The organism is Parabacteroides sp. 52 (assembly GCF_010500925.1).
In the GTDB taxonomy this organism is placed as follows: domain Bacteria; phylum Bacteroidota; class Bacteroidia; order Bacteroidales; family Tannerellaceae; genus QVMG01.
Genome location: NZ_QVMG01000019.1, coordinates 33,860 through 52,690 on the forward strand (window position 1 = coordinate 33,860; position 18,831 = coordinate 52,690).

Sequence of the window (18,831 nt, forward strand, 5' to 3'; positions counted from 1 at the left end):
AATGGTACAAAAATTTGATTTCTTAGTGATCGGCTCAGGCATTGCCGGCATGAGTTTTGCTCTAAAAGTGGCACACAAAGGCAAGGTAGCACTTGTTTGTAAATCAGAATTGGAAGAGGCAAACACCTATTTTGCCCAAGGAGGAGTCGCCTCGGTAACCAACCTCATCGTTGACAATTTCGAAAAACATATTGAAGATACTATGATTGCCGGTGACTGGTTAAGCGACCGGACAGCCGTAGAGAAAGTGGTGCGGGAAGCACCGGAACAAATACAGGAACTGATTAGCTGGGGAGTAGACTTTGACAAAGATGAAAAAGGCAATTTCGACTTACACCGGGAAGGGGGACATTCCGAATTCCGTATCCTGCATCACAAAGACAATACCGGCGCAGAAATACAAGACAGCCTGATACAGGCCATCAAACAACATCCGAATATTTCCGTTTTTGAAAACTATTTCGCCATTGAGATCCTCACACAACACCATTTAGGGGTGACCGTTACCCGGCAGACACCGGATATCGAATGTTATGGGGCTTATATTATGAACCTAGCTACCGGCCGGATCGACACCTTCCTCTCGAAGGTGACCCTAATGGCTACGGGAGGAATAGGCGCTGTCTATCAAACGACAACCAACCCTTTGGTCGCAACAGGCGATGGCATCGCTATGGTTTACCGGGCCAAAGGAACGGTGAAAGACATGGAGTTTGTACAATTTCATCCTACCGCCTTCTATCATCCGGGCGATCGCCCGTCATTCTTAATCACGGAGGCGATGCGCGGTTACGGTGCCGTCTTGCGTACGCAGGACGGACAAGAGTTTATGCAGAAATACGACGAACGTCTTTCATTGGCTCCCCGGGATATCGTAGCAAGAGCTATTGACAATGAGATGAAAACACGGGGGGATGACTTTGTCTATCTGGATGTCACCCACAAAGATCCGGAAGAAACAAAAAAACATTTTCCTACGATTTATGAAAAATGCCTGAGCCTGGGCGTCGATATAACCAAAGACTATATTCCGGTGGCCCCTGCCGCTCATTATCTGTGCGGAGGTATCAAGGTCGATCTCGACGGCAGTTCGTCCATCAAGCGGCTCTATGCTGTCGGAGAATGTGCCTGCACAGGCCTGCACGGAGGAAACCGCCTGGCGTCCAATTCGCTGATCGAAGCCGTTGTATATGCGGATGCCGCTGCCAGACACAGCACTTCTCTGATCGGAAATTATTCCTATCAAGAGAATATCCCTGCCTGGAATGACGAAGGTGTACAATCACCTGAAGAGATGATACTCATAACCCAAAGTGCCAAAGAAGTAGGACAGATCCTGAGCTCATACGTAGGCATTGTGCGTTCGGACTTACGCTTGAAACGTGCCTGGGTACGCCTGGATATTATTTATGAAGAAACAGAAAGCCTGTTTAAACGCTCGGTGGCATCCAAAGAGATCTGTGAACTCCGTAATATGGTAAATACAGGCTACCTCATCATGCGACAAGCGATCGAACGCAAAGAGAGCCGGGGATTGCATTATACCTTGGACTACCCGCCGGCAAAAAGAAAATAAAAGAGGTTTCTCGGCCCACAATTAACAATTATGTACGCATTTTATGCTAAATCTATGCAAAAAGGTTTAACATTATACATACAACATACTAATTAAATAATTTATAGATATACAAAGCGATATCCTATATACTTTTGATTCTTTATTGGTTTGGATGGAATAAACAACGAATGATTTTGTGGATCTTTTGTCTAAACGAAGCCGCATTTGTTTATATACGGGGGCCGGTTGAAAAAGCTATCCTTGAGAAGTTGAATATGAAGAAACAGTTGATTATATATTTCCTTTTTTATATGAGTAGTACAGGCTATGTTTATGCCCAATGGACAAGCAAAGATTCCCTTTGGCTTAAGAATGTATTAGCCGGGAAAGATACGATACGCTTGAATATAGAAACGATGAAATCCATACAAGAGGGGCATTTTCTGAATCAGGATAAACCGTTGACGCCTATGCTCTCTGTTTCCCCCGAATTACCGGTAGTCAAAGATTTCTCGGAATATATACAATGGAGTGACTCGCTCAAGCGGAAAATGGCATTAAAAGATTTGCCGCCCTCCGTGTTTTGGCTCACAGGCCCCAAGGATATGGCTGATTTCACCCAACCGGTTCTGGAAATAAACCCGGCCTTTTTCATGGTGACCCCAGGTGCGCTCGGCAAGCCTGTACCCAGAGGACAGTCTTTTGATTTCATGGGGGCCATTGCTTATGTGTTTAGTAAAGAATACAGGCAAAAGGCAAAAAACCAGAAACAGGCAACCTCCTGGAAATACTACAACAGCCTCCCGGAAAGTACATCTCCACATAAACAACGGAATTTCCGTACCGTCAATCCGGAATTGGTCCTTCCCTTGGTAAAATCAAATGCCAAGAAAAAAGACAGCCTGGCCGTAGCAATTATTGGGGATTCTCTATCCACCAATCGATCATCTTTCTGGCCAGACTCAATCGCCTGGGCAATTCCGGCAGATTCTCTCGGTGAAAAAATCCTGCTTCCATAAGTTCTTCCTCTTGTAATTGAATCTCTCCCCCGGCATAATCGGCAATAAAACCAACCATCAGACCGCTGGGGAAAGGCCAGGACTGATTGCCGAAATAGGTAATATGGCTAATATCCAGTCCGGTCTCTTCTTTTACTTCACGGGAGACACATTCTTCCAATGTCTCACCGGTCTCCAGAAAGCCGGCAACCAAGCCATAAAAAGGGCCTTTGAAGTTGCGGGCACGTACCAACAACACAGTATCTTCTTTGCGTATAAGCACCAAGATTGCCGTAGAAATAGCTGGATAGAGTTCGTATTGACAGGAGGGACAAGCCTTCATGATGGTGTTGACCTGCTGGGTCTCTGTGCCACAAACGGGACAAAAACGGCTGTGCTTATCCCAATACACTAACTGAGCGGCCTTTCCTGCCATTTTATACGGAGCAGCTTCCAGATAATCCCAGGAAGAACGTAAATCAATCGGCAGATACTGCTCTGTCTCCACAAGCGTTGTTTGGGATACAGCCGCATAAGAAGCCGTTTCTTCCGAACATGCCAGTTCGATCGTTTGTTGAATGGGAACAGGGGGATGATTGCCTGTGGGAATTGTATATGTACCTCTCTGACCTTTTTCCAAAAGGAGAAGACCTTCTTCGGAAAAGATATACCAATAGAACGTTTTATCTTTATACATAGGAGCACTCATTTATGCCGCCAAAGATACGTATTATCCCCGGAATCGATAAAAAAAGCTTGCAGTAAGAAAGGTCAGGAACAACGGATTGCTTTTCCCAACCGAAGAATAGTCGTACGTGTGATGCCGTTCAATTCACATAATTTACTAACGGATGTACCATATTTCGCTGCAATAGCACCTAGGGTATCTCCTTCTTGTATTTTATGGTATACAGGTGTTTTATCTCCTGTACTGACCGCTTTCTCCTGTTGGGAAAGGGCGGCGACAGCAGCTGTTGTTGCTTTTACTGTAGTCTTGGGGGCTGCCTGGGTAGTCTTCTTTGAGGCATTGGTTTCTACACCAGCAACACAACGAATGGATTGTCCGATCCGCAAGGTGGAAGTGCTTCGCAGGCCATTCAAGCGACAAAGCTCTTTCACAGTAGTACCGTACATCCGGGCAATCTTACCCAAGGTGTCTCCTGACTTAATCCGGTGATAAACCATTTTACTATCGGAAGAGGTATATATGTTGCTGTTTCTACCGTTGATTTTCACATTACGGAACACATACATATCCTGATGAGGAACACCGTCTGTGAAATCTATAATTTCTGCCGGATTAATAGCCTGTCCTAAAAAGCGGGTCTCAAAATGAAGATGAGAACCAGTAGAACGACCCGTATTTCCTCCCAAAGCAATAGGTGTACCTGCACGTACGATATCGTTTTCCGCCACTAAGAATTTGGAAAGATGCCCGTAAATAGTTTCCAACCCGTTCGGATGGCGAATGACAACGTAATAGCCGTATCCCCCCCGTTCGTAACTGCGTATACGGATTTTTCCGTCAAACGCTGCACGGATCGTATCACCAACCTGTACTTTCAAGTCAATTCCTTTGTGCATACCCCGCCGACGAGGACCGTATTTGGAGGTTACTTTAATATCGGTATCGATAGGAAGAACGAAAGAAGAACAATCAATGGCACAAGAGTCAGGGAAAGTAGCAGTTACGCCACCACGGAAAGGGTCTACAAATTTATTTTCCCAATGAGATCCATATAATTCATCTGCGGGAAACAGAAGAGATTCTCTCTCCAATAATTCCGCTCTTTCATTGATATCAATAAGTTCTTTTAATGCGATATCTCTTTTGATCGTTACACGATCCGCCAAAAATTCGGATACGTATTCCTCCATCAATTGAGTCGCTTGAATAGAGGGATTTGTTTGCCCTTTTGTATTCGATTTCTGCGCATGAACGAAAGGAGTAGCGAGTATGACGCAACCGATACATAGTAGTGCTTTTATCTTCATATTTATCGTTAGCTTTTGCTTTTTCAATTGGAAAAAATCAGCTGTCAGGGGCAGTCTGATCCTTTTTTTAACCAGCCAAAGGTCGCAAAAAGGAATAAAGCTCCCAAAAAATAAATCTTAAAACTTCCCGAACCATAGACTAAAGAGGGGGAAACAAAGCCGTAATATATTATACAATAAAGGTTTACATAAAACATATGTTTTACAACATATCAGCTAATTAATCCCCAATTAACCTTCCGGGAAAAGAGTATTTTGAGCCTTTCGTTCAATATCCGGCTGGTTTCGGATACCAATTCCGGGTCTTTGTTCAATATCTCCTGGGCCATATCCCGGGCATATTGCAGTATTTGTCCGTCGGCCGCCAGATTGGCTATTTTCAGGTCAATCCCTTCTCCACTTTGTCGGGTTCCCTCCAGGTCGCCATATCCGCGCAAACGCAGATCGGCCTCTGCTATTTCAAAACCATTATTACTTCCCACCATGATCTCCAGGCGTTTCCGTGTTTCATTACTGAGTTTATAAGAGGAGACCAGGATGCAATAAGACTGTTCTGCTCCACGCCCTACCCGCCCCCGTAGCTGATGCAATTGGGAAAGGCCGAAACGTTCTGCACTTTCTATGACCATCACCGAGGCATTCGGCACATTCACCCCTACCTCTATCACGGTTGTCGCCATTAATATCTGTGCTTCTCCGGATATAAACTTCTGCATCTCCTTTTCTTTTTCGGCCGCTTTCATGCGTCCGTGAACCATACAAACAGTATATTCGGGGAAAATATCCTGAAAGAGTTCGAATCCTTCTTCCAGGTTTTTATAATCTAACTTCTCACTGCCTTCAATCAAGGGATACACTACATATATTTGTCTTCCCAGACGTATCTCTTTCCGAAGAAATTCATAGAGTTCCGCCTTTTTATTATCGTACCGGTGCAATGTTTGTATCGGTTTACGCCCCGGAGGTAATTCATCAATCACAGAGACATCCAGGTCGCCATACAAGGTCATCGCCAATGTGCGGGGAATAGGTGTCGCCGTCATCACTAATACATGGGGAATGGTCGTGTTTTTCACCCATAAACGGGAACGCTGTTCCACACCAAAACGATGCTGCTCATCAATGATAGCCAAGCCGAGGCAGGAGAAAACCACCGTTTCTTCTATCAGGGCATGTGTGCCGATGACAATCTGTATCTCTCCACTGGCAATAGCCGGCAGAATTTTATTACGTTCTTTCTTTTTGGTAGAGCCGGTAAGAAGAGCCACTTTGACATCCATATCTTTCAGAAACGCCATCACAGTTGCATAATGTTGCGTAGCCAGAATCTCCGTAGGGGCCATCATACATGCCTGATAATTGTTATCGACAGAGAGCAACATAGCCAGTAAGGCAACCAGGGTTTTACCACTACCCACATCCCCTTGCAAGAGACGGTTCATCTGCCGTCCACTCCCCATATCGGTACGAATCTCTCTCATAACCCGTTTTTGGGCACCGGTGAGTTCAAAAGGCAGATAGTCTTTGTAAAAACTATTGAAATAATTCCCTACGGTAGGAAAAACAATCCCTTTCAGTTTCAATTTGCGCAAGCTGGATGTACGGAGAATATGAAGCTGGATATAAAAGAGTTCATCAAACTTCAGGCGCAACTCCGCTTTTTGTAACATCTCAGCCGACTCCGGGAAATGAATATGACGCATAGCCTCCGACAAAGAGATCATACCCGTCTGTCTCAATATATCCGGTGGCAGTGTCTCCGGGATCTCCCACTGAAGGCTATTCAATAAGGTATATTGCAGGTCTTGTATGGCCCGGGAATGAAGAAATGCCTTCTTCATGCGCTCGGTGGTGTTATAGAAAGGATGTAAGCCACCTGCCACCTGGTTGGCCTGGTCAACCGGATCCATATCCGGATGTGGGATGTTGACAATTTGTCCGAATTCGGTTGGTTTTCCGAATACAATGTATTCCGTTCCGGGACGGTATTTATCGGTAATATAACTCAATCCTTTGAACCATACGAGGTCAATCACACCTGTTCCATCCGTGAATTTGCCTATCAACCGCCTGGTACGGCCTTCCCCTACCGTATCATAATAAAGTATACGTCCTTTTAACTGAATATAAGGCATATGCCCGTTTACCTCCGCCACTTTATAAAAACGACTCCGGTCTATATATTTATAAGGGAAATAATAAAGCAGATCTTCATAAGAAGAAATACGGGCTTCCTTCTGAAGAACCTCTGCTTTACGGGGGCCGACCCCCGGCAGATAGGTAATGGAACGTTTACTGAGGTCTACTAACATCGTATCTCTTTTCTTATGGACAGAGAGGACAAAGGGCTTTTGCTATTAACAGATCGAATGGCGTAGTGATCTTTATGTTTTCCCTATTACCCGGCACCATATGTATTGACTCGCCCATCGCTTCTACAACAGAAGCATCATCCGTAAAAAGGGGGGAATAAGGAAGGGTATAGGCTTTTAAGAGGATATCACTATGAAAAACCTGTGGCGTTTGTACGATATAAAAGCGGGAACGATCCACTGGTCTGCTTCCTTCTTCGGTCACTTCCCGTAATGAATCCACAATAGGTATGACCGGAACGGCGTTTCCCGCCTGCTCGGCACTGCCAAAACAATTTTCGATCACATCCGGCCCGGTAAAAGGGCGGACCCCATCATGCACAGCGATCCATGCTTTTTTATTCCTTTCCGGGAAAAGCCCCATCTCTTCTGAGAGAAACTCCAATCCGTTTTTCACTGAATGAAACCGGGTTTCTCCTCCGTTCACGATATGATGTGTCACGGTACAGCCTATTTCCTGACATAACATACGCCAATAATCCTGGTGCTCTTCCGGCAGGACAAGGATTAACTTTGCCGAGGCATCCCAATTGTGGAAATTCTCCAAGGTACGCATTAATACCGGCTTCCCTCCTATCGGCATAAATTGCTTGGGAAGATCAGATCCCATGCGAAGCCCTTTCCCTCCGGCTACGATAATTACATACTTTTCCATTAATCCAGTTCCTCCAATATTTTTTTGACTTCTTCGTCGGCTTTAAAAAGCTTTTCTTTACACAATTGAATCAGCCGGGTTGCTTCTTTCACCTTTTCAGAGAGCACATCTACATCCAATTCATTATTTTCAATCTCGGCTACGATCTTACGAAGTTTCTCTATGGCTTCGTTATATGTTTCTGTTTTTTGTGTCATGTTTGATTCTTATTGATTTATTCTACAATACTTTGTCTCTCCCCATCCGAGAAACGCGAAACGATCCGATCTCCCGGTTTCAGTTCACTTGCCTGTTTAATGATACGTCCCTCTTGCATCGTCAGGCTGTATCCTCGTTTTAAAATATATTCGGGAGAACTCATTTTTATAAACTGTTCCGACAATTGTATCTGCCGGTTATTCTCTGTCAACAAAGAGGATACCCCATTGGTTAGACGCGACTGCATACCATCCAAGAAAACGGCATGCCGGGAAAACAAAGAAGAAGCCAGTGCCGGTAATCGTCCTGTCAGTCCTTGTAAGTTATTGCGGTTGCGCTCCAGGCGGTTGGAGACAAGACTAGGCAGGCGGGTGCCTAAGAGTTGCAAGAAATTCTTTTGTCCCAATAGGTGATCAGTCACAAACAACTGGATATGTTGTTGCATCTCTGCCAACACCTCTGCCGCCTGGTTCATCTGCCCGATCAGAAACTCAGCTACGGCCGTCGGTGTTTTCATGCGGGTATGGGCTACCATATCCAAAACCGTATCGTCCCTTTCATGCCCTATTCCGGTGATTATCGGCAAAGGGAACTGGGCACAGTGAGTTGCCAGCAAATAGGAATCGAAGCAACTCAGATCGGCCGTAGATCCTCCTCCACGGATGATAACAAGCACATCAAAATGTGCCCGCTGATGATACAGATGATCGAGTGCCGCAATGATAGACATTTCAGTCTTCTCTCCCTGCATCAATGCCGGAAAGAGTTTGATATAAAAAGGATATCCGGCCTTATTATGTACCAGTTGATTCAGGAAATCTTCGTACCCGGCGGCTGTTGCCGAAGTGATCACGGCAATACGTTGGGGCAAGGTTGGGAAAGGAAGCTCTTTGTTTAAAGAAAAGACTCCTTCCTCCTGTAATTGACGGATAATCTCCATCCGTTTGCGTACCATATCTCCCAAGGTATACGTAGGATCGATATCGGTTACGGTTAGGTTAAATCCATACAATTCATGGTAATCAATCATCACCTTTACCAATACCTTTAAGCCGGAGCCGAATCGTTGTCCGGTTTCTTTCTCAAAATAAGGTTTCAACAGATGAAACGTCTTTGCCCATATCGTTCCACGGGCTTTAGCCACCAATTGCCCCGACGTCGCCTGTTTTTCGATAAACTCCAGGTAACAATGTCCCGAGGAGGCATTCACGCGTACATCGCTTGTCTCCGCCTGTATCCAACAACTTTGAGGGAAAGAGCGGTTGATAGCCTGCCGTATAGACCGGTTGAGGTCTAACAGAGACAAAGCCGACCGTTCGGCAGGTGTAGTATCAGTCGCCTGTGTGAACATATTTCAATCCTTTTTTATAGGTTTTGTATACATCGGGAATACCATAGCCTTTTTCAGCATCCGGACGTTTATACTGAGAGGAAGATTCTTGTAACAGAGTGATTAACTCCTTATGAGTAAGGGTCGGCAATGCCTGGTAAAGACAAATGCCCAGACCGGCCAGGATAGGAGTGGCAAAAGAGGTTCCATTCGCATAACGCACATTCCCATAGGCATCAATCACACAGTTACCACTACCCAAGGCCACCAGATCGGGCTTCACCCGGTAATCGGAGGTGAACCCGGTGGAGCTGAAACTGCTTTTTTCTTTTTTATCCGTAATCGCTCCAATGGTTACTATCCCCTCAGCGTCGGAAGGGAAAGTAATTTTCTCCCAAGGGTTATTGCCCTCGTTTCCGGCACTACAAAAAACAAAAAGCCCTTTCTCTGCCGCGCATGTTGCTATCCGGCTGATAAGGGTTGTTTTACCGTCTAAAGCCTCTTGTCCATAACTCATCCCTTCTTCATCAAAACGGGAATAACCCAGGGAGGAACTGATAACGTCCACGCCTACACTATCGGCAAACTCGACAGCTGCTGCCCAATAATCTTCTTCGACGGGATATTCCGTTCGTTCATCTTCACTTTTCAACAACCAATAAGAAGCATGCGGAGCCGTCCCCACCATAACTCCGGGCAGATTGGCTGCCAGGCAGGATAAAACCTTCGTGCCATGGTCATCGGCTTCAAACACACTTTCTCCCGGAGATACAAAATTATAAGTACCCGCTAATCGTAAAGAGTCAAAGGCATTGATACGATCGACATGCATAAAGCCGGCATCAATCACGGCCACAGACACCCCTTCTCCGGTGAATCCCCTCTCATGAAGTTTGATTCCATTAAGCATCTTGATCTGTGGTTCGCCATATCCGTAATAGGCTTTCAACCGGGTGTCAGAAGAAAGTAAACAAGAAGCTTCGTCTTCCCTATCCCTTTCTTTCGTTTCTTCCCTCTCTCCTCTCCACACACATTTGACCGAATCAACGATTGCTAATTCCTGGAGTCGATCGATCAACAGACTATCCGGACTGGAAAGCACCACAGTAGACAGCCACTTGCTTTGTGTCACTAATTTTCCTCCGGTAGCCGTCAATGCCTGCAGATAAGAAGAAGCTATGGGCAGATCGGAAGAGTCGATCCCTATCCTTTTTCTCAATCTCCGGGCAATCGCTTCGGGAGACAGAAATTCCTCCGGTTTATCTATAGTATAACCAGACTCACCTTTATCACTCAGGTATACCCGGAAGCTATACGCTTCTGCGGCAGACAAACAAAATACCTGAAAAAATAAAAAAACAAGAACAACCAACCCTCTATTCATAGATCTTTCACTTCATTTGGGAATACAAATATAGTGAAAGGTGAGTGGAATCCGAAAGGAAAATCTATTTTCATGGAGGATTGCCAAGCAAGGATAATTTTACTGTCGACGATCGTCGACAGTACTGTTGATAATTGTCGACAGTACTGTTGATAGCTATGGACAGTACTGACGATAGCTATCAACACTAAAATATCCCCCCAAAAAAGAGGTAGTAGGGGTTACCCCGGAGGGGTTTCAGGTGAATAACCGCGGGTTGTCAAACCCGTGGTATATAGTTGAATTAGAGAATTACCGAACCGCAAGGAAACAAAAAATAAATCTCCGAATCTATTGTTCAAAGAAATAAAGCATATATCTTTGCATCGCATTATGGTGTAACTCTTTTTGTTCAAGAAGAGTTAGTAAAAGGGAATCCGGTGTAAGACCGGAGCTGTACCCGTAGCTGTAAGTTCTATAAAACCCCGGCAATTCTTGTTGCCACTGACGATTTTTAATTGAATCGTTGGGAAGGCGGCCGGTAAAGGGAGAACGAGCCAGAAAACCTGCCATGATCGAAACGAAGCAATACCTCGGGTAAAGGTGTTGATAACCGAAGTGGAATGTCTAATTTATTGCTGAAAAAGAAACTATACCTAGTGGGTATGGGATTGATTGGCGTCATTTATTTGCCGGCGCAACAAACAGATACGACGACCGTCCGCAGCCTCACACAAGTGGAGGTGGTGGAGAAGGCACGTATTTCCGGTACCCGGCAAGGTGCTCCGATGCAATTGATGGACCGGTCGGACATGGAACGATTGGGCATACAAGATCTTTCCGAAGCAGTCAAACGTTTCTCCGGTGTGACAGTAAAGGACTACGGAGGCATAGGCGGCTTGAAGACCGTCTCTGTTCGCAGCCTGGGAGCACAACATACAGCCGTGAGTTACGATGGCGTCACTATCTCCGATGCCCAAAATGGACAGGTGGATATCAGCCGGTTTTCTCTGGACAACGTAGAATCCGTATCCTTGTCTATCGGGCAGATAGATGATATTTTTCAGACAGCCCGGATGTATGCTTCGGCAGGGGCTTTAAATATAAAGACCAGTGCCCCCCTCTTCAAAGACCGCTCCTTCAAATGGCAAGCTCAACTCAAAACAGGATCGTTTGGCCTTATCAATCCTTATATCCGATACGACCGGAAACTCTCCTCCACCTGGTCGGTTTCTTTACACGGTGACTATTTACGGGCGGATGGGAATTACCCCTTTACCCTTGTCAATGGAACAGAAAAAGACCGGTTGAAACGTAAAAACAGCGATATCGAAAGCGGACGAACAGAGATCAACCTATACGGCAAAGCCGGGAAAACAGCCACCCTGGCTATAAAAGCGTATTATTTTGATTCGGAAAGAGGGCTGCCCGGATCCGTTATCTTATACAATGATTATGCTGCAGAGCGCCTATGGGATAAAAACGCCTTTGCCCAGGTGCATTATAAAAACCAGTATAACGAAAAATTCGCCTTCCAGGCACAGTTGAAATACAATTATGCCTGGAACCGCTACCTGGATATAAACAACAAATACGAATCGGGCAGGCAGGACGACCGGTATACACAAAACGAATATTACGGTTCCGCATCCGGTCTTTACAGACTGAACAAAGAATTCTCTTTCTCCCTGACAGAAGACTTCTTTGTCAATACACTGGACAACACCTTACCCGAATGCCCCTATCCTACCCGGTACAGCTCCTTGACGGTCTTGGCCACGCAATATAAAAACAAACGCCTGACAGCCACTGCCAGTCTATTGGGCACCTGGATGAGTGAAAAGGTAGACCGGGGCGATCGTCCTGCCGACAGGAAACGATTATCTCCTGCCATAAGTGCATCCTGGCGTATCTTCCCGGCACAAAACCTGCGGATCCGGGCAGCTTTTAAAGATATATTCCGTGTCCCGACATTCAACGACCTCTATTATCTACGCATGGGGAATACGAATTTAAAACCGGAAAGAACAAGGCAATACAATATCGGATTGACCTGGAACGGGCAGTTGGCCGACATCCTTCCTTCTACAAGCATCTCCGTCGACGGATACTACAATCAGGTGCATGACAAGATAGTGGCAATGCCTACCTTATTCATCTGGAAAATGATGAATATGGGTGAGGTCTCTATCAAAGGGTTGGATGCCAATCTATCCACACAAATATCCCTTTACAAAGAAATCGCTATGCATCTGCAGGGTAGTTATACTTTCCAAAAGGCTATCGATATCACGGATAAGAATGCCAAAAACTACCGGCATCAAATACCTTATACCAGCAAACACAGCGGTACAGCCTCGGCCTCTGTGGTCAATCCCTGGTTGAATATAAGTTATCATTTATCTATTGTCGGCGACCGCTATGCCTTGCCTCAAAACACGCAGGACAATCTTATCAAGCAGTATGTCGAACAGGGCATTTCTCTCAACCGGGAGTTCGCATGGTCTAATTGCCGCTTACGTTTACAGGGAGAGATTATCAATTTAGGTAATATCAATTACGATGTAATAAAGTTTTACCCCATGCCGGGACGTTCCTGGCGCCTGAGTATAGGATTCTATTATTAATCAAACAATATAAGAAATGAAAACAAAAAATCTCTTTTACTTTTTTTCTTTATTTCTAATCACCTCATTGGCCTTTACAGCTTGTGACGATGACAATGACCCGGAATACCCAGACACTCCGGTAGAAACGACAGGAGTTTATATTTTGAATAGCGGGAAATATATGGGAAACAATTCGACCTTAGACTTTTACAATCCGGAGACAAAGGCACTGACCTCCAAGGTATTCTCCGCAACCAATAGTCGCGGACTGGGAGATACAGCCAACGATATGCTTATCTATGGCGGTAAAATGTATATCGCTCTGGACAAATCAAACACCATTGAAATTACAGACCTGAGTGCTAAGTCCTTACAAACGATCTCTCCGAAAGATGCGGAAGGACAACCTCAATCTCCCCGTTACCTGACAGCACACAATGGAAAAGTATATGTCACCCTCTTTGATGGTCACCTGGCTTGTATCGATACCACCTCTATGGAGATCACCCAAAAGGTGAAAGTAGGTCCTAACCCTGAAAAGGTGGCCGTGGCAAAGAATAAGTTATACGTTGCCAACTCCGGCGGGTACAATCCGGTACAAGATTCGACCTTGTCTATTGTGGATGCAGCTACTTTTACTGTTTCGAAGGAGGTCGTTAAAGTAGTTCTAAACCCACGCTGGGTAGAAACAGATAATGAAGGTAATTTGTATGTCATGTCATCGGGTAATTACTATGACATAAAAGCAAGCCTTCAGAAGATAGATCCTCAAACAGGAAAAACGGATATTATCTGTGTGAATGACCAGATCAATATGACCGTATGTAACGACAAATTATATATCATAACTTCTGAGTCTAACGCTTCTACTGGTTGGAAACCGGCAAATACAAAATATATGATCTATGATATCCAAGCCGGTAAGATCACCACAGAAAACTTTATTACCGACGGAACGACCATCGAGAATCCGGCTTATGTAAATGTAGACCCGGTAGATGGTTCTATCTATATCACAGCAGGAGATTATACCAATACAGGAGACATCTATGTATTCTCTGCGGAAGGGAAAAAGATAAACAGTTTTGGCATATCCGGTATTAACCCTATGGGAGCCTTTTTCGTCACTCAATAATACCTTCCTCCATGAAACATCTTCCATGCATCTTGTTTATTGTTTGGTTTGCGTCTTGTTCCTTTTCCGGAAAGAAGAAACATACCGAAGAGACATGTATTGCCTCCGACACCATCCGTTACGCACGGGGTCTCGATATTCACCGGTTCGCAGACTACAAAACAATAGAGATACATGATCCCTGGGAGAAAGGACAATTATTACAACGTTATATACTGGTAGAGCGCGACCAACCACTTCCCGGCAATCTGCCCGCCGGGACAGTGGTCCGCGTTCCTATTCAACAGGTTGTTGTTTACACTTCGGTGCATGCCGGAATTATTGATTTACTGGGAGAGGCTGACAAAATCATTGGGGTATGCGAACCCCGCTATATGGATACCCCCTCCATACAGGAAGGGGTAAAGAACGGCAGAATCGCCGACCTGGGAGAAGCAACCTCTCCGAACGTAGAAAAGATGATCGACATAGGAGCGGAGATCGTTATTGCCTCCCCCTTTCAGAATAACAGTTACGGCCCTGTGGAGAAAATAGGCATCCCTATCATAGAAGGGGCGGATTATATGGAATCACTGCCATTGGGACGAACAGAATGGATCCGTTTTTATGGTCTCCTCTTCGATAAAGAGGTGATGGCCGATTCCCTTTTCAAAGCAACAGAGGCGCGTTACCTGGCACTAAAGGCCTTAACTGCCGATGTAAAAAACAAACCCACGGTGATCGCCGAGAAGAAGTTTGGCTCCTCCTGGTATGTGCCTGCGGGAGATAGTTATATCGCCCATCTATTCCAAGATGCCGGGGCGGATTATCTTTTCAAAGAGTTACCGGGAGCCGGTAGTACCCCGTTGGCTTTTGAATCGGTATTCGACAAAGGCATTCATGCCGACTTGTGGTTAATCAAATACAATACCACCCAAGACATGACCTACAAAGATCTACGCACCGAATATACACCTTATGAAAACTTCGACGCCTTCCAGAACAAACGCATATTCGGCTGTAACACCGGCAAAGTCCCTTATTACGAAGAATTCCCTCTGCATCCGGATTATTTATTGAAAGATTTATTAGGGATATTCCACCCCGAACTTTTACCCGGTTATACCCTACGCTATTATAAACAGATGACGGATTAAGTCTGCCCCGTTTGCTTCTGCGCGCAGCTTTTCCTATCTTTACGACCACAATTCGAAGATAGGATGCAAATCATTACAGATCCAACAGATTTAAAAGGCATTGAAATAGTAGCGACTGTCGGTTTTTTCGATGGAGTCCATCTGGGACACAGACACTTGATAGAAAAGATGCAAGAGACAGCCCGGATGCATCACCTGCCCACAGCCGTAATCACTTTTTCGCAACACCCGCGCCAGGTATTACAAGCCGACTTCCAACCGAAACTACTCAACTCCTTCGAAGAGAAAACAGCCCACCTGGCAGAAACAGGTATCGATTATTGCATTGTCCTGGACTTCACAGTTGCCCTTTCCCGTTTAAATGCACAGGCGTTTATCTGTTCCATCCTGGCCGAGAAATTACAGGCGAAAATAGTATTCATTGGTTACGACCACCGTTTCGGACATGACCGGATAGACGGATTCGAACAATACAAACTGTATGGAGCAAGCTGCGGCATAGAGATGATCAACGCCTCTTCTTATAAAGAGGGAGAGATAAACGTGAGTTCCTCGGAGATACGCCGCTTACTCATGCAAGGCCAGGTCGAAAAAGCCGAACATATGCTTACCTATCCCTACCTGATAAAAGGACATATCGTGCATGGTCATAAGGTCGGGCACAAACTGGGATTCCCTACAGCCAATATACAGGTCGATGAACCGTTTAAGGTTATACCAGCCATAGGTGTCTATGCGGTGAAGGTGATGTTGGAAGGAAAATCCTATAATGGCATGTTGTATATTGGGAACCGTCCTACCCTCAACAACGGAGAGAATATCAGCCTGGAAGTAAATATCTTCGACTTCTCGGCAGAGGTGTATAACTCTTCGATAACAGTCGCTTTCAAACAATATATCCGGGGAGATATTAAATTCGACTCCCTCGACGACCTTATCGCCCAACTGGAACGTGACAGGGAAGAAGTGGGGAAGGTTTTAATGCATGACTAAAAAGATTTTTTCACAGACAACTTAGTGATAAACAGAAAAATGGAACATTATTACGAAGCGATCGATATTTTAAAAAATATGATCTCTTGCCCTTCCTTCAGCCGGGAGGAAAAGGCAGTGGCCGATTACCTGCAACAAACGTGGGAGGCAAAGCAAGAGGTGGTACATCGAAAAGGGAATAACCTCTGGATAATCGCTCCGGACTTCGACTTTGCCAAACCAACCCTCCTGCTTAATTCCCATATAGACACGGTGAAACCGGTGGCAGGATGGACAAAAGACCCCTTTTCTGCCGAAGAGACAGGAGAAGACAAACTCTATGGCCTGGGCAGCAATGACGCCGGAGCCAGCGTGGTCTCTTTGTATGAGGCTTTTTCTATCCTGCGACAGAAGAAACAAGCCTACAACCTTATTTTCCTCGCTTCCTGTGAAGAAGAGGTATCCGGAAAAGAAGGCATCGAAAGTGCTTTGCGCGACCTGCCCAGGATCGACTTTGCCCTTGTGGGGGAACCGACAGGTATGCAACCGGCGGTGGCAGAAAAAGGATTATTCGTCTTGGATTGTACTGCCCACGGAAAAGCCGGCCATGCCGCCCGCCAGGAAGGGGTGAACGCCATTACCTTGGCGATGAAAGATATCGCATGGTTCAACACCCACAATTTCCCATTAAAAAGCGAACTCCTGGGACCGGTGAAGATGAGCGTGACAATGATCCAGGCAGGCACCCAGCACAATGTTATTCCCGACACCTGTACATTCACCGTCGACATCCGTACAAACGAATTTTATACGAACGAAGAGCTCTTCGCTCTTATCCGGGAACAAGTAGATTGTGAGGTGAAAGCCCGGAGCTTCCGTCTCAACTCAAGCCGGACAGACCTCTCCTACCCCTTGGTGCAACGGGCCATCTTATTGGGTAGAGAACCTTTCGGATCGCCCACACTGAGCGACCAGGCATTGATGCCCTTCCCTTCCGTGAAGATGGGTCCCGGACAATCCGCCCGCTCACACAGCGCGGATGAATACATTGAGTTACAGGAGATCCGGGAAGCAATAGAGATTTATGTCAAATTGCTCGACGGTTTACAATTAGAAAGAGACAACGCATGCTGAAAAAGATACTCGGAACGATCGGAACGCGCTACCTGGTAGCTTTTCTTAACCTGGCTCTTATTTTTGTCAATGCGAAAGTGTTGGGACTGGAAGGCGTCGGACTCATCGGTATCCTGGTGGCTTCCGTGAATATTGTCGTGATCGTTTGTGGTATATTAAGCGGGAACACATTGGTGTATTTCATGAACCGGTATGCTGTGCGCACCTTATTTCCCTTAGCCTATGGTTGGTCACTGGCAGGTTCGGTGATTGCCTGTGGCATTATGCAACTGACCGGATTAATCCCCGATTCCTATTTCATGGCGGTATATACACTGGCTATCCTGAACTCATTTGTGACCGCCAATACACGTTTCCTTTTAGGGAAAGACCGGATCAAAGCTTTCAACATCACCTATCTCCTGCAAGGGGGACTCCTCTTTTTCGTTCTCCTCTATTTCTATTTCGTACGGAAAGAGGCAACAGTGGAATCCTACATCCGGGGATCGTATATTGTAAACGGCATTGCTTTTGTAGTCAGTCTCATCTGGATATATCCCTACCTAAAAGAGAAGAAGGATATATCCCCTTCGCTCTTTTCTGTCTTAAAAGAGATGTTCGTTTACGGTTTATGGGCTAGTGCCGATAACCTGGCAGAAAACCTGATCACCCGCATCAATTACTTCCTGATACAACGTTTCGGAGGCTTAGGCAGCGTCGGTCTGTTGGATGCGGGCACCAAAGTGTCGGAAAGTGTCTGGCATATCAGTCGCAGCGTCAGCCTGATGGAATATAACAGTGTAGCCAAAACCTCCGATCTCAAAGAACAGAAACGAATCACCATCTCTTTTTTTAAGTTCACCTTCTGCGCCTTGACCTTGGTGATGGCAGGCATCTTATGTGTTCCGGAATGGATCTATACAGACTTCCTGTTCAGTGCAGAGTTTCAAGGGGTGCGACAAATAATCATAGCTCTTTCCATCGGTATTGTCGCTTTTGGAAGCAACAACATCCTGAGCCATTTTTTTATTGGAAGCGGACGGATTCGTTATAGCGCCTATTGTTCAGGCATCGGACTCGTTGCCCTCTTACTAGCCGGCTCTTTCTTCATCCCACGCTACGGAGTAACGGGAGCCGCGGCCAGCACCAGCATCGCTTTTAGTGTCATGCTATTCTTCTCTCTCTCTGTCTTCACCCGGCAAACAGCCACCCGCCTGCGCGAATTTATTCCCGGACGCAGTGACTGGCAATACCTGCAAAACCTACTCCAGCACCGAAAGAAAAGCAATTCCGAAAAATAAATATCTTCCCTACCCTCCGTGTGGAAGTCAAATCGCTGGCAAATAAAATTGCTGACAATCGTCAGCAATTTTGCCGATAGACGTCGGCAATTGTGC

Annotated in this window: 15 protein-coding genes and 1 riboswitch; of the genes, 8 read left to right on the forward strand and 7 right to left on the reverse strand. The window is 45.6% G+C overall.

The genetic code is table 11. From position 1 onward, the window contains the following. Position 1 precedes the first annotated feature (1 nt). Positions 2 to 1,576: an L-aspartate oxidase gene (gene nadB / locus D0T51_RS10255; protein ID WP_163728933.1), complete on the forward strand. Its 1,575-nt coding sequence runs from the start codon at positions 2 to 4 to the stop codon at positions 1,574 to 1,576. Between the two features lie 170 nt (positions 1,577 to 1,746). After that, positions 1,747 to 2,577: a DUF4858 domain-containing protein gene (locus D0T51_RS10260; RefSeq protein ID WP_163728936.1), complete on the forward strand. Its 831-nt coding sequence runs from the start codon at positions 1,747 to 1,749 to the stop codon at positions 2,575 to 2,577. Here the strand turns inward: D0T51_RS10260 and nudC are convergent. The 7 genes from nudC to D0T51_RS10295 form a co-directional block, all read right to left on the reverse strand. Beyond that, the gene (gene nudC, locus D0T51_RS10265) at positions 2,474 to 3,253 is read right to left on the reverse strand and encodes an NAD(+) diphosphatase (RefSeq protein WP_163728938.1); all 780 of its coding nucleotides are present in this window, start codon (positions 3,251 to 3,253) and stop codon (positions 2,474 to 2,476) included. The two genes, D0T51_RS10260 and nudC, sit on opposite strands and share 104 nt — an antisense overlap. A gap of 74 nt (positions 3,254 to 3,327) precedes the next feature. Then, on the reverse strand, positions 3,328 to 4,551 hold the full coding sequence (locus D0T51_RS10270; protein ID WP_163728941.1) for a peptidoglycan DD-metalloendopeptidase family protein: 1,224 nt from the start codon (positions 4,549 to 4,551) through the stop codon (positions 3,328 to 3,330). A gap of 212 nt (positions 4,552 to 4,763) precedes the next feature. Then, the gene (gene recG / locus D0T51_RS10275; RefSeq protein ID WP_163728944.1) at positions 4,764 to 6,863 is read right to left on the reverse strand and encodes an ATP-dependent DNA helicase RecG; all 2,100 of its coding nucleotides are present in this window, start codon (positions 6,861 to 6,863) and stop codon (positions 4,764 to 4,766) included. A gap of 13 nt (positions 6,864 to 6,876) precedes the next feature. After that, positions 6,877 to 7,578, reverse strand: a complete 702-nt coding sequence (locus D0T51_RS10280) for a 2-C-methyl-D-erythritol 4-phosphate cytidylyltransferase (protein WP_163728947.1) — start codon at positions 7,576 to 7,578, stop codon at positions 6,877 to 6,879. Then, positions 7,578 to 7,775, reverse strand: coding sequence for an exodeoxyribonuclease VII small subunit (gene xseB, locus D0T51_RS10285; RefSeq protein WP_163728950.1), 198 nt, complete (start codon positions 7,773 to 7,775; stop codon positions 7,578 to 7,580). The genes D0T51_RS10280 and xseB overlap by 1 nt, the downstream gene beginning before the upstream one ends. A 17-nt stretch (positions 7,776 to 7,792) precedes the next feature. Then, positions 7,793 to 9,127, reverse strand: coding sequence for an exodeoxyribonuclease VII large subunit (gene xseA / locus D0T51_RS10290; protein ID WP_163728953.1), 1,335 nt, complete (start codon positions 9,125 to 9,127; stop codon positions 7,793 to 7,795). Next, positions 9,108 to 10,490 carry a S8 family serine peptidase gene (locus D0T51_RS10295; RefSeq protein ID WP_163728956.1) on the reverse strand — a complete coding sequence of 461 codons (1,383 nt, stop codon included), beginning with the start codon at positions 10,488 to 10,490 and terminating at the stop codon, positions 9,108 to 9,110. The genes xseA and D0T51_RS10295 overlap by 20 nt, the downstream gene beginning before the upstream one ends. Before the next feature lie 356 nt (positions 10,491 to 10,846). Continuing rightward, positions 10,847 to 11,058: riboswitch (cobalamin riboswitch) on the forward strand. Between the two features lie 34 nt (positions 11,059 to 11,092). Between D0T51_RS10295 and D0T51_RS10300 the strand changes: the two genes are divergently transcribed. The 6 genes from D0T51_RS10300 to D0T51_RS10325 all read left to right on the forward strand — a co-directional run bounded on the left by D0T51_RS10300 (position 11,093) and on the right by D0T51_RS10325 (position 18,735). Then, on the forward strand, positions 11,093 to 13,096 hold the full coding sequence (locus D0T51_RS10300; RefSeq protein ID WP_163728959.1) for a TonB-dependent siderophore receptor: 2,004 nt from the start codon (positions 11,093 to 11,095) through the stop codon (positions 13,094 to 13,096). 16 nt (positions 13,097 to 13,112) lie between these two features. Further along, on the forward strand, positions 13,113 to 14,213 hold the full coding sequence (locus D0T51_RS10305; RefSeq protein WP_163728962.1) for a YncE family protein: 1,101 nt from the start codon (positions 13,113 to 13,115) through the stop codon (positions 14,211 to 14,213). 11 nt (positions 14,214 to 14,224) lie between these two features. Then, positions 14,225 to 15,349: an ABC transporter substrate-binding protein gene (locus D0T51_RS10310; protein ID WP_163728965.1), complete on the forward strand. Its 1,125-nt coding sequence runs from the start codon at positions 14,225 to 14,227 to the stop codon at positions 15,347 to 15,349. Positions 15,350 to 15,412: 63 nt separating this feature from the next. Continuing rightward, complete coding sequence (ribF, locus tag D0T51_RS10315; RefSeq protein WP_163728967.1) at positions 15,413 to 16,342, forward strand: riboflavin biosynthesis protein RibF; 930 nt, start codon at positions 15,413 to 15,415, stop codon at positions 16,340 to 16,342. 39 nt (positions 16,343 to 16,381) lie between these two features. Next, positions 16,382 to 17,455 (forward strand): M20 family metallo-hydrolase, encoded by a 1,074-nt coding sequence (locus tag D0T51_RS10320; RefSeq protein ID WP_163728969.1) that lies wholly within the window; start codon positions 16,382 to 16,384, stop codon positions 17,453 to 17,455. After that, positions 17,449 to 18,735 carry a lipopolysaccharide biosynthesis protein gene (locus D0T51_RS10325; protein ID WP_163728972.1) on the forward strand — a complete coding sequence of 429 codons (1,287 nt, stop codon included), beginning with the start codon at positions 17,449 to 17,451 and terminating at the stop codon, positions 18,733 to 18,735. Before D0T51_RS10320 ends, D0T51_RS10325 begins: the two co-directional genes overlap by 7 nt. Positions 18,736 to 18,831 lie beyond the last annotated feature (96 nt).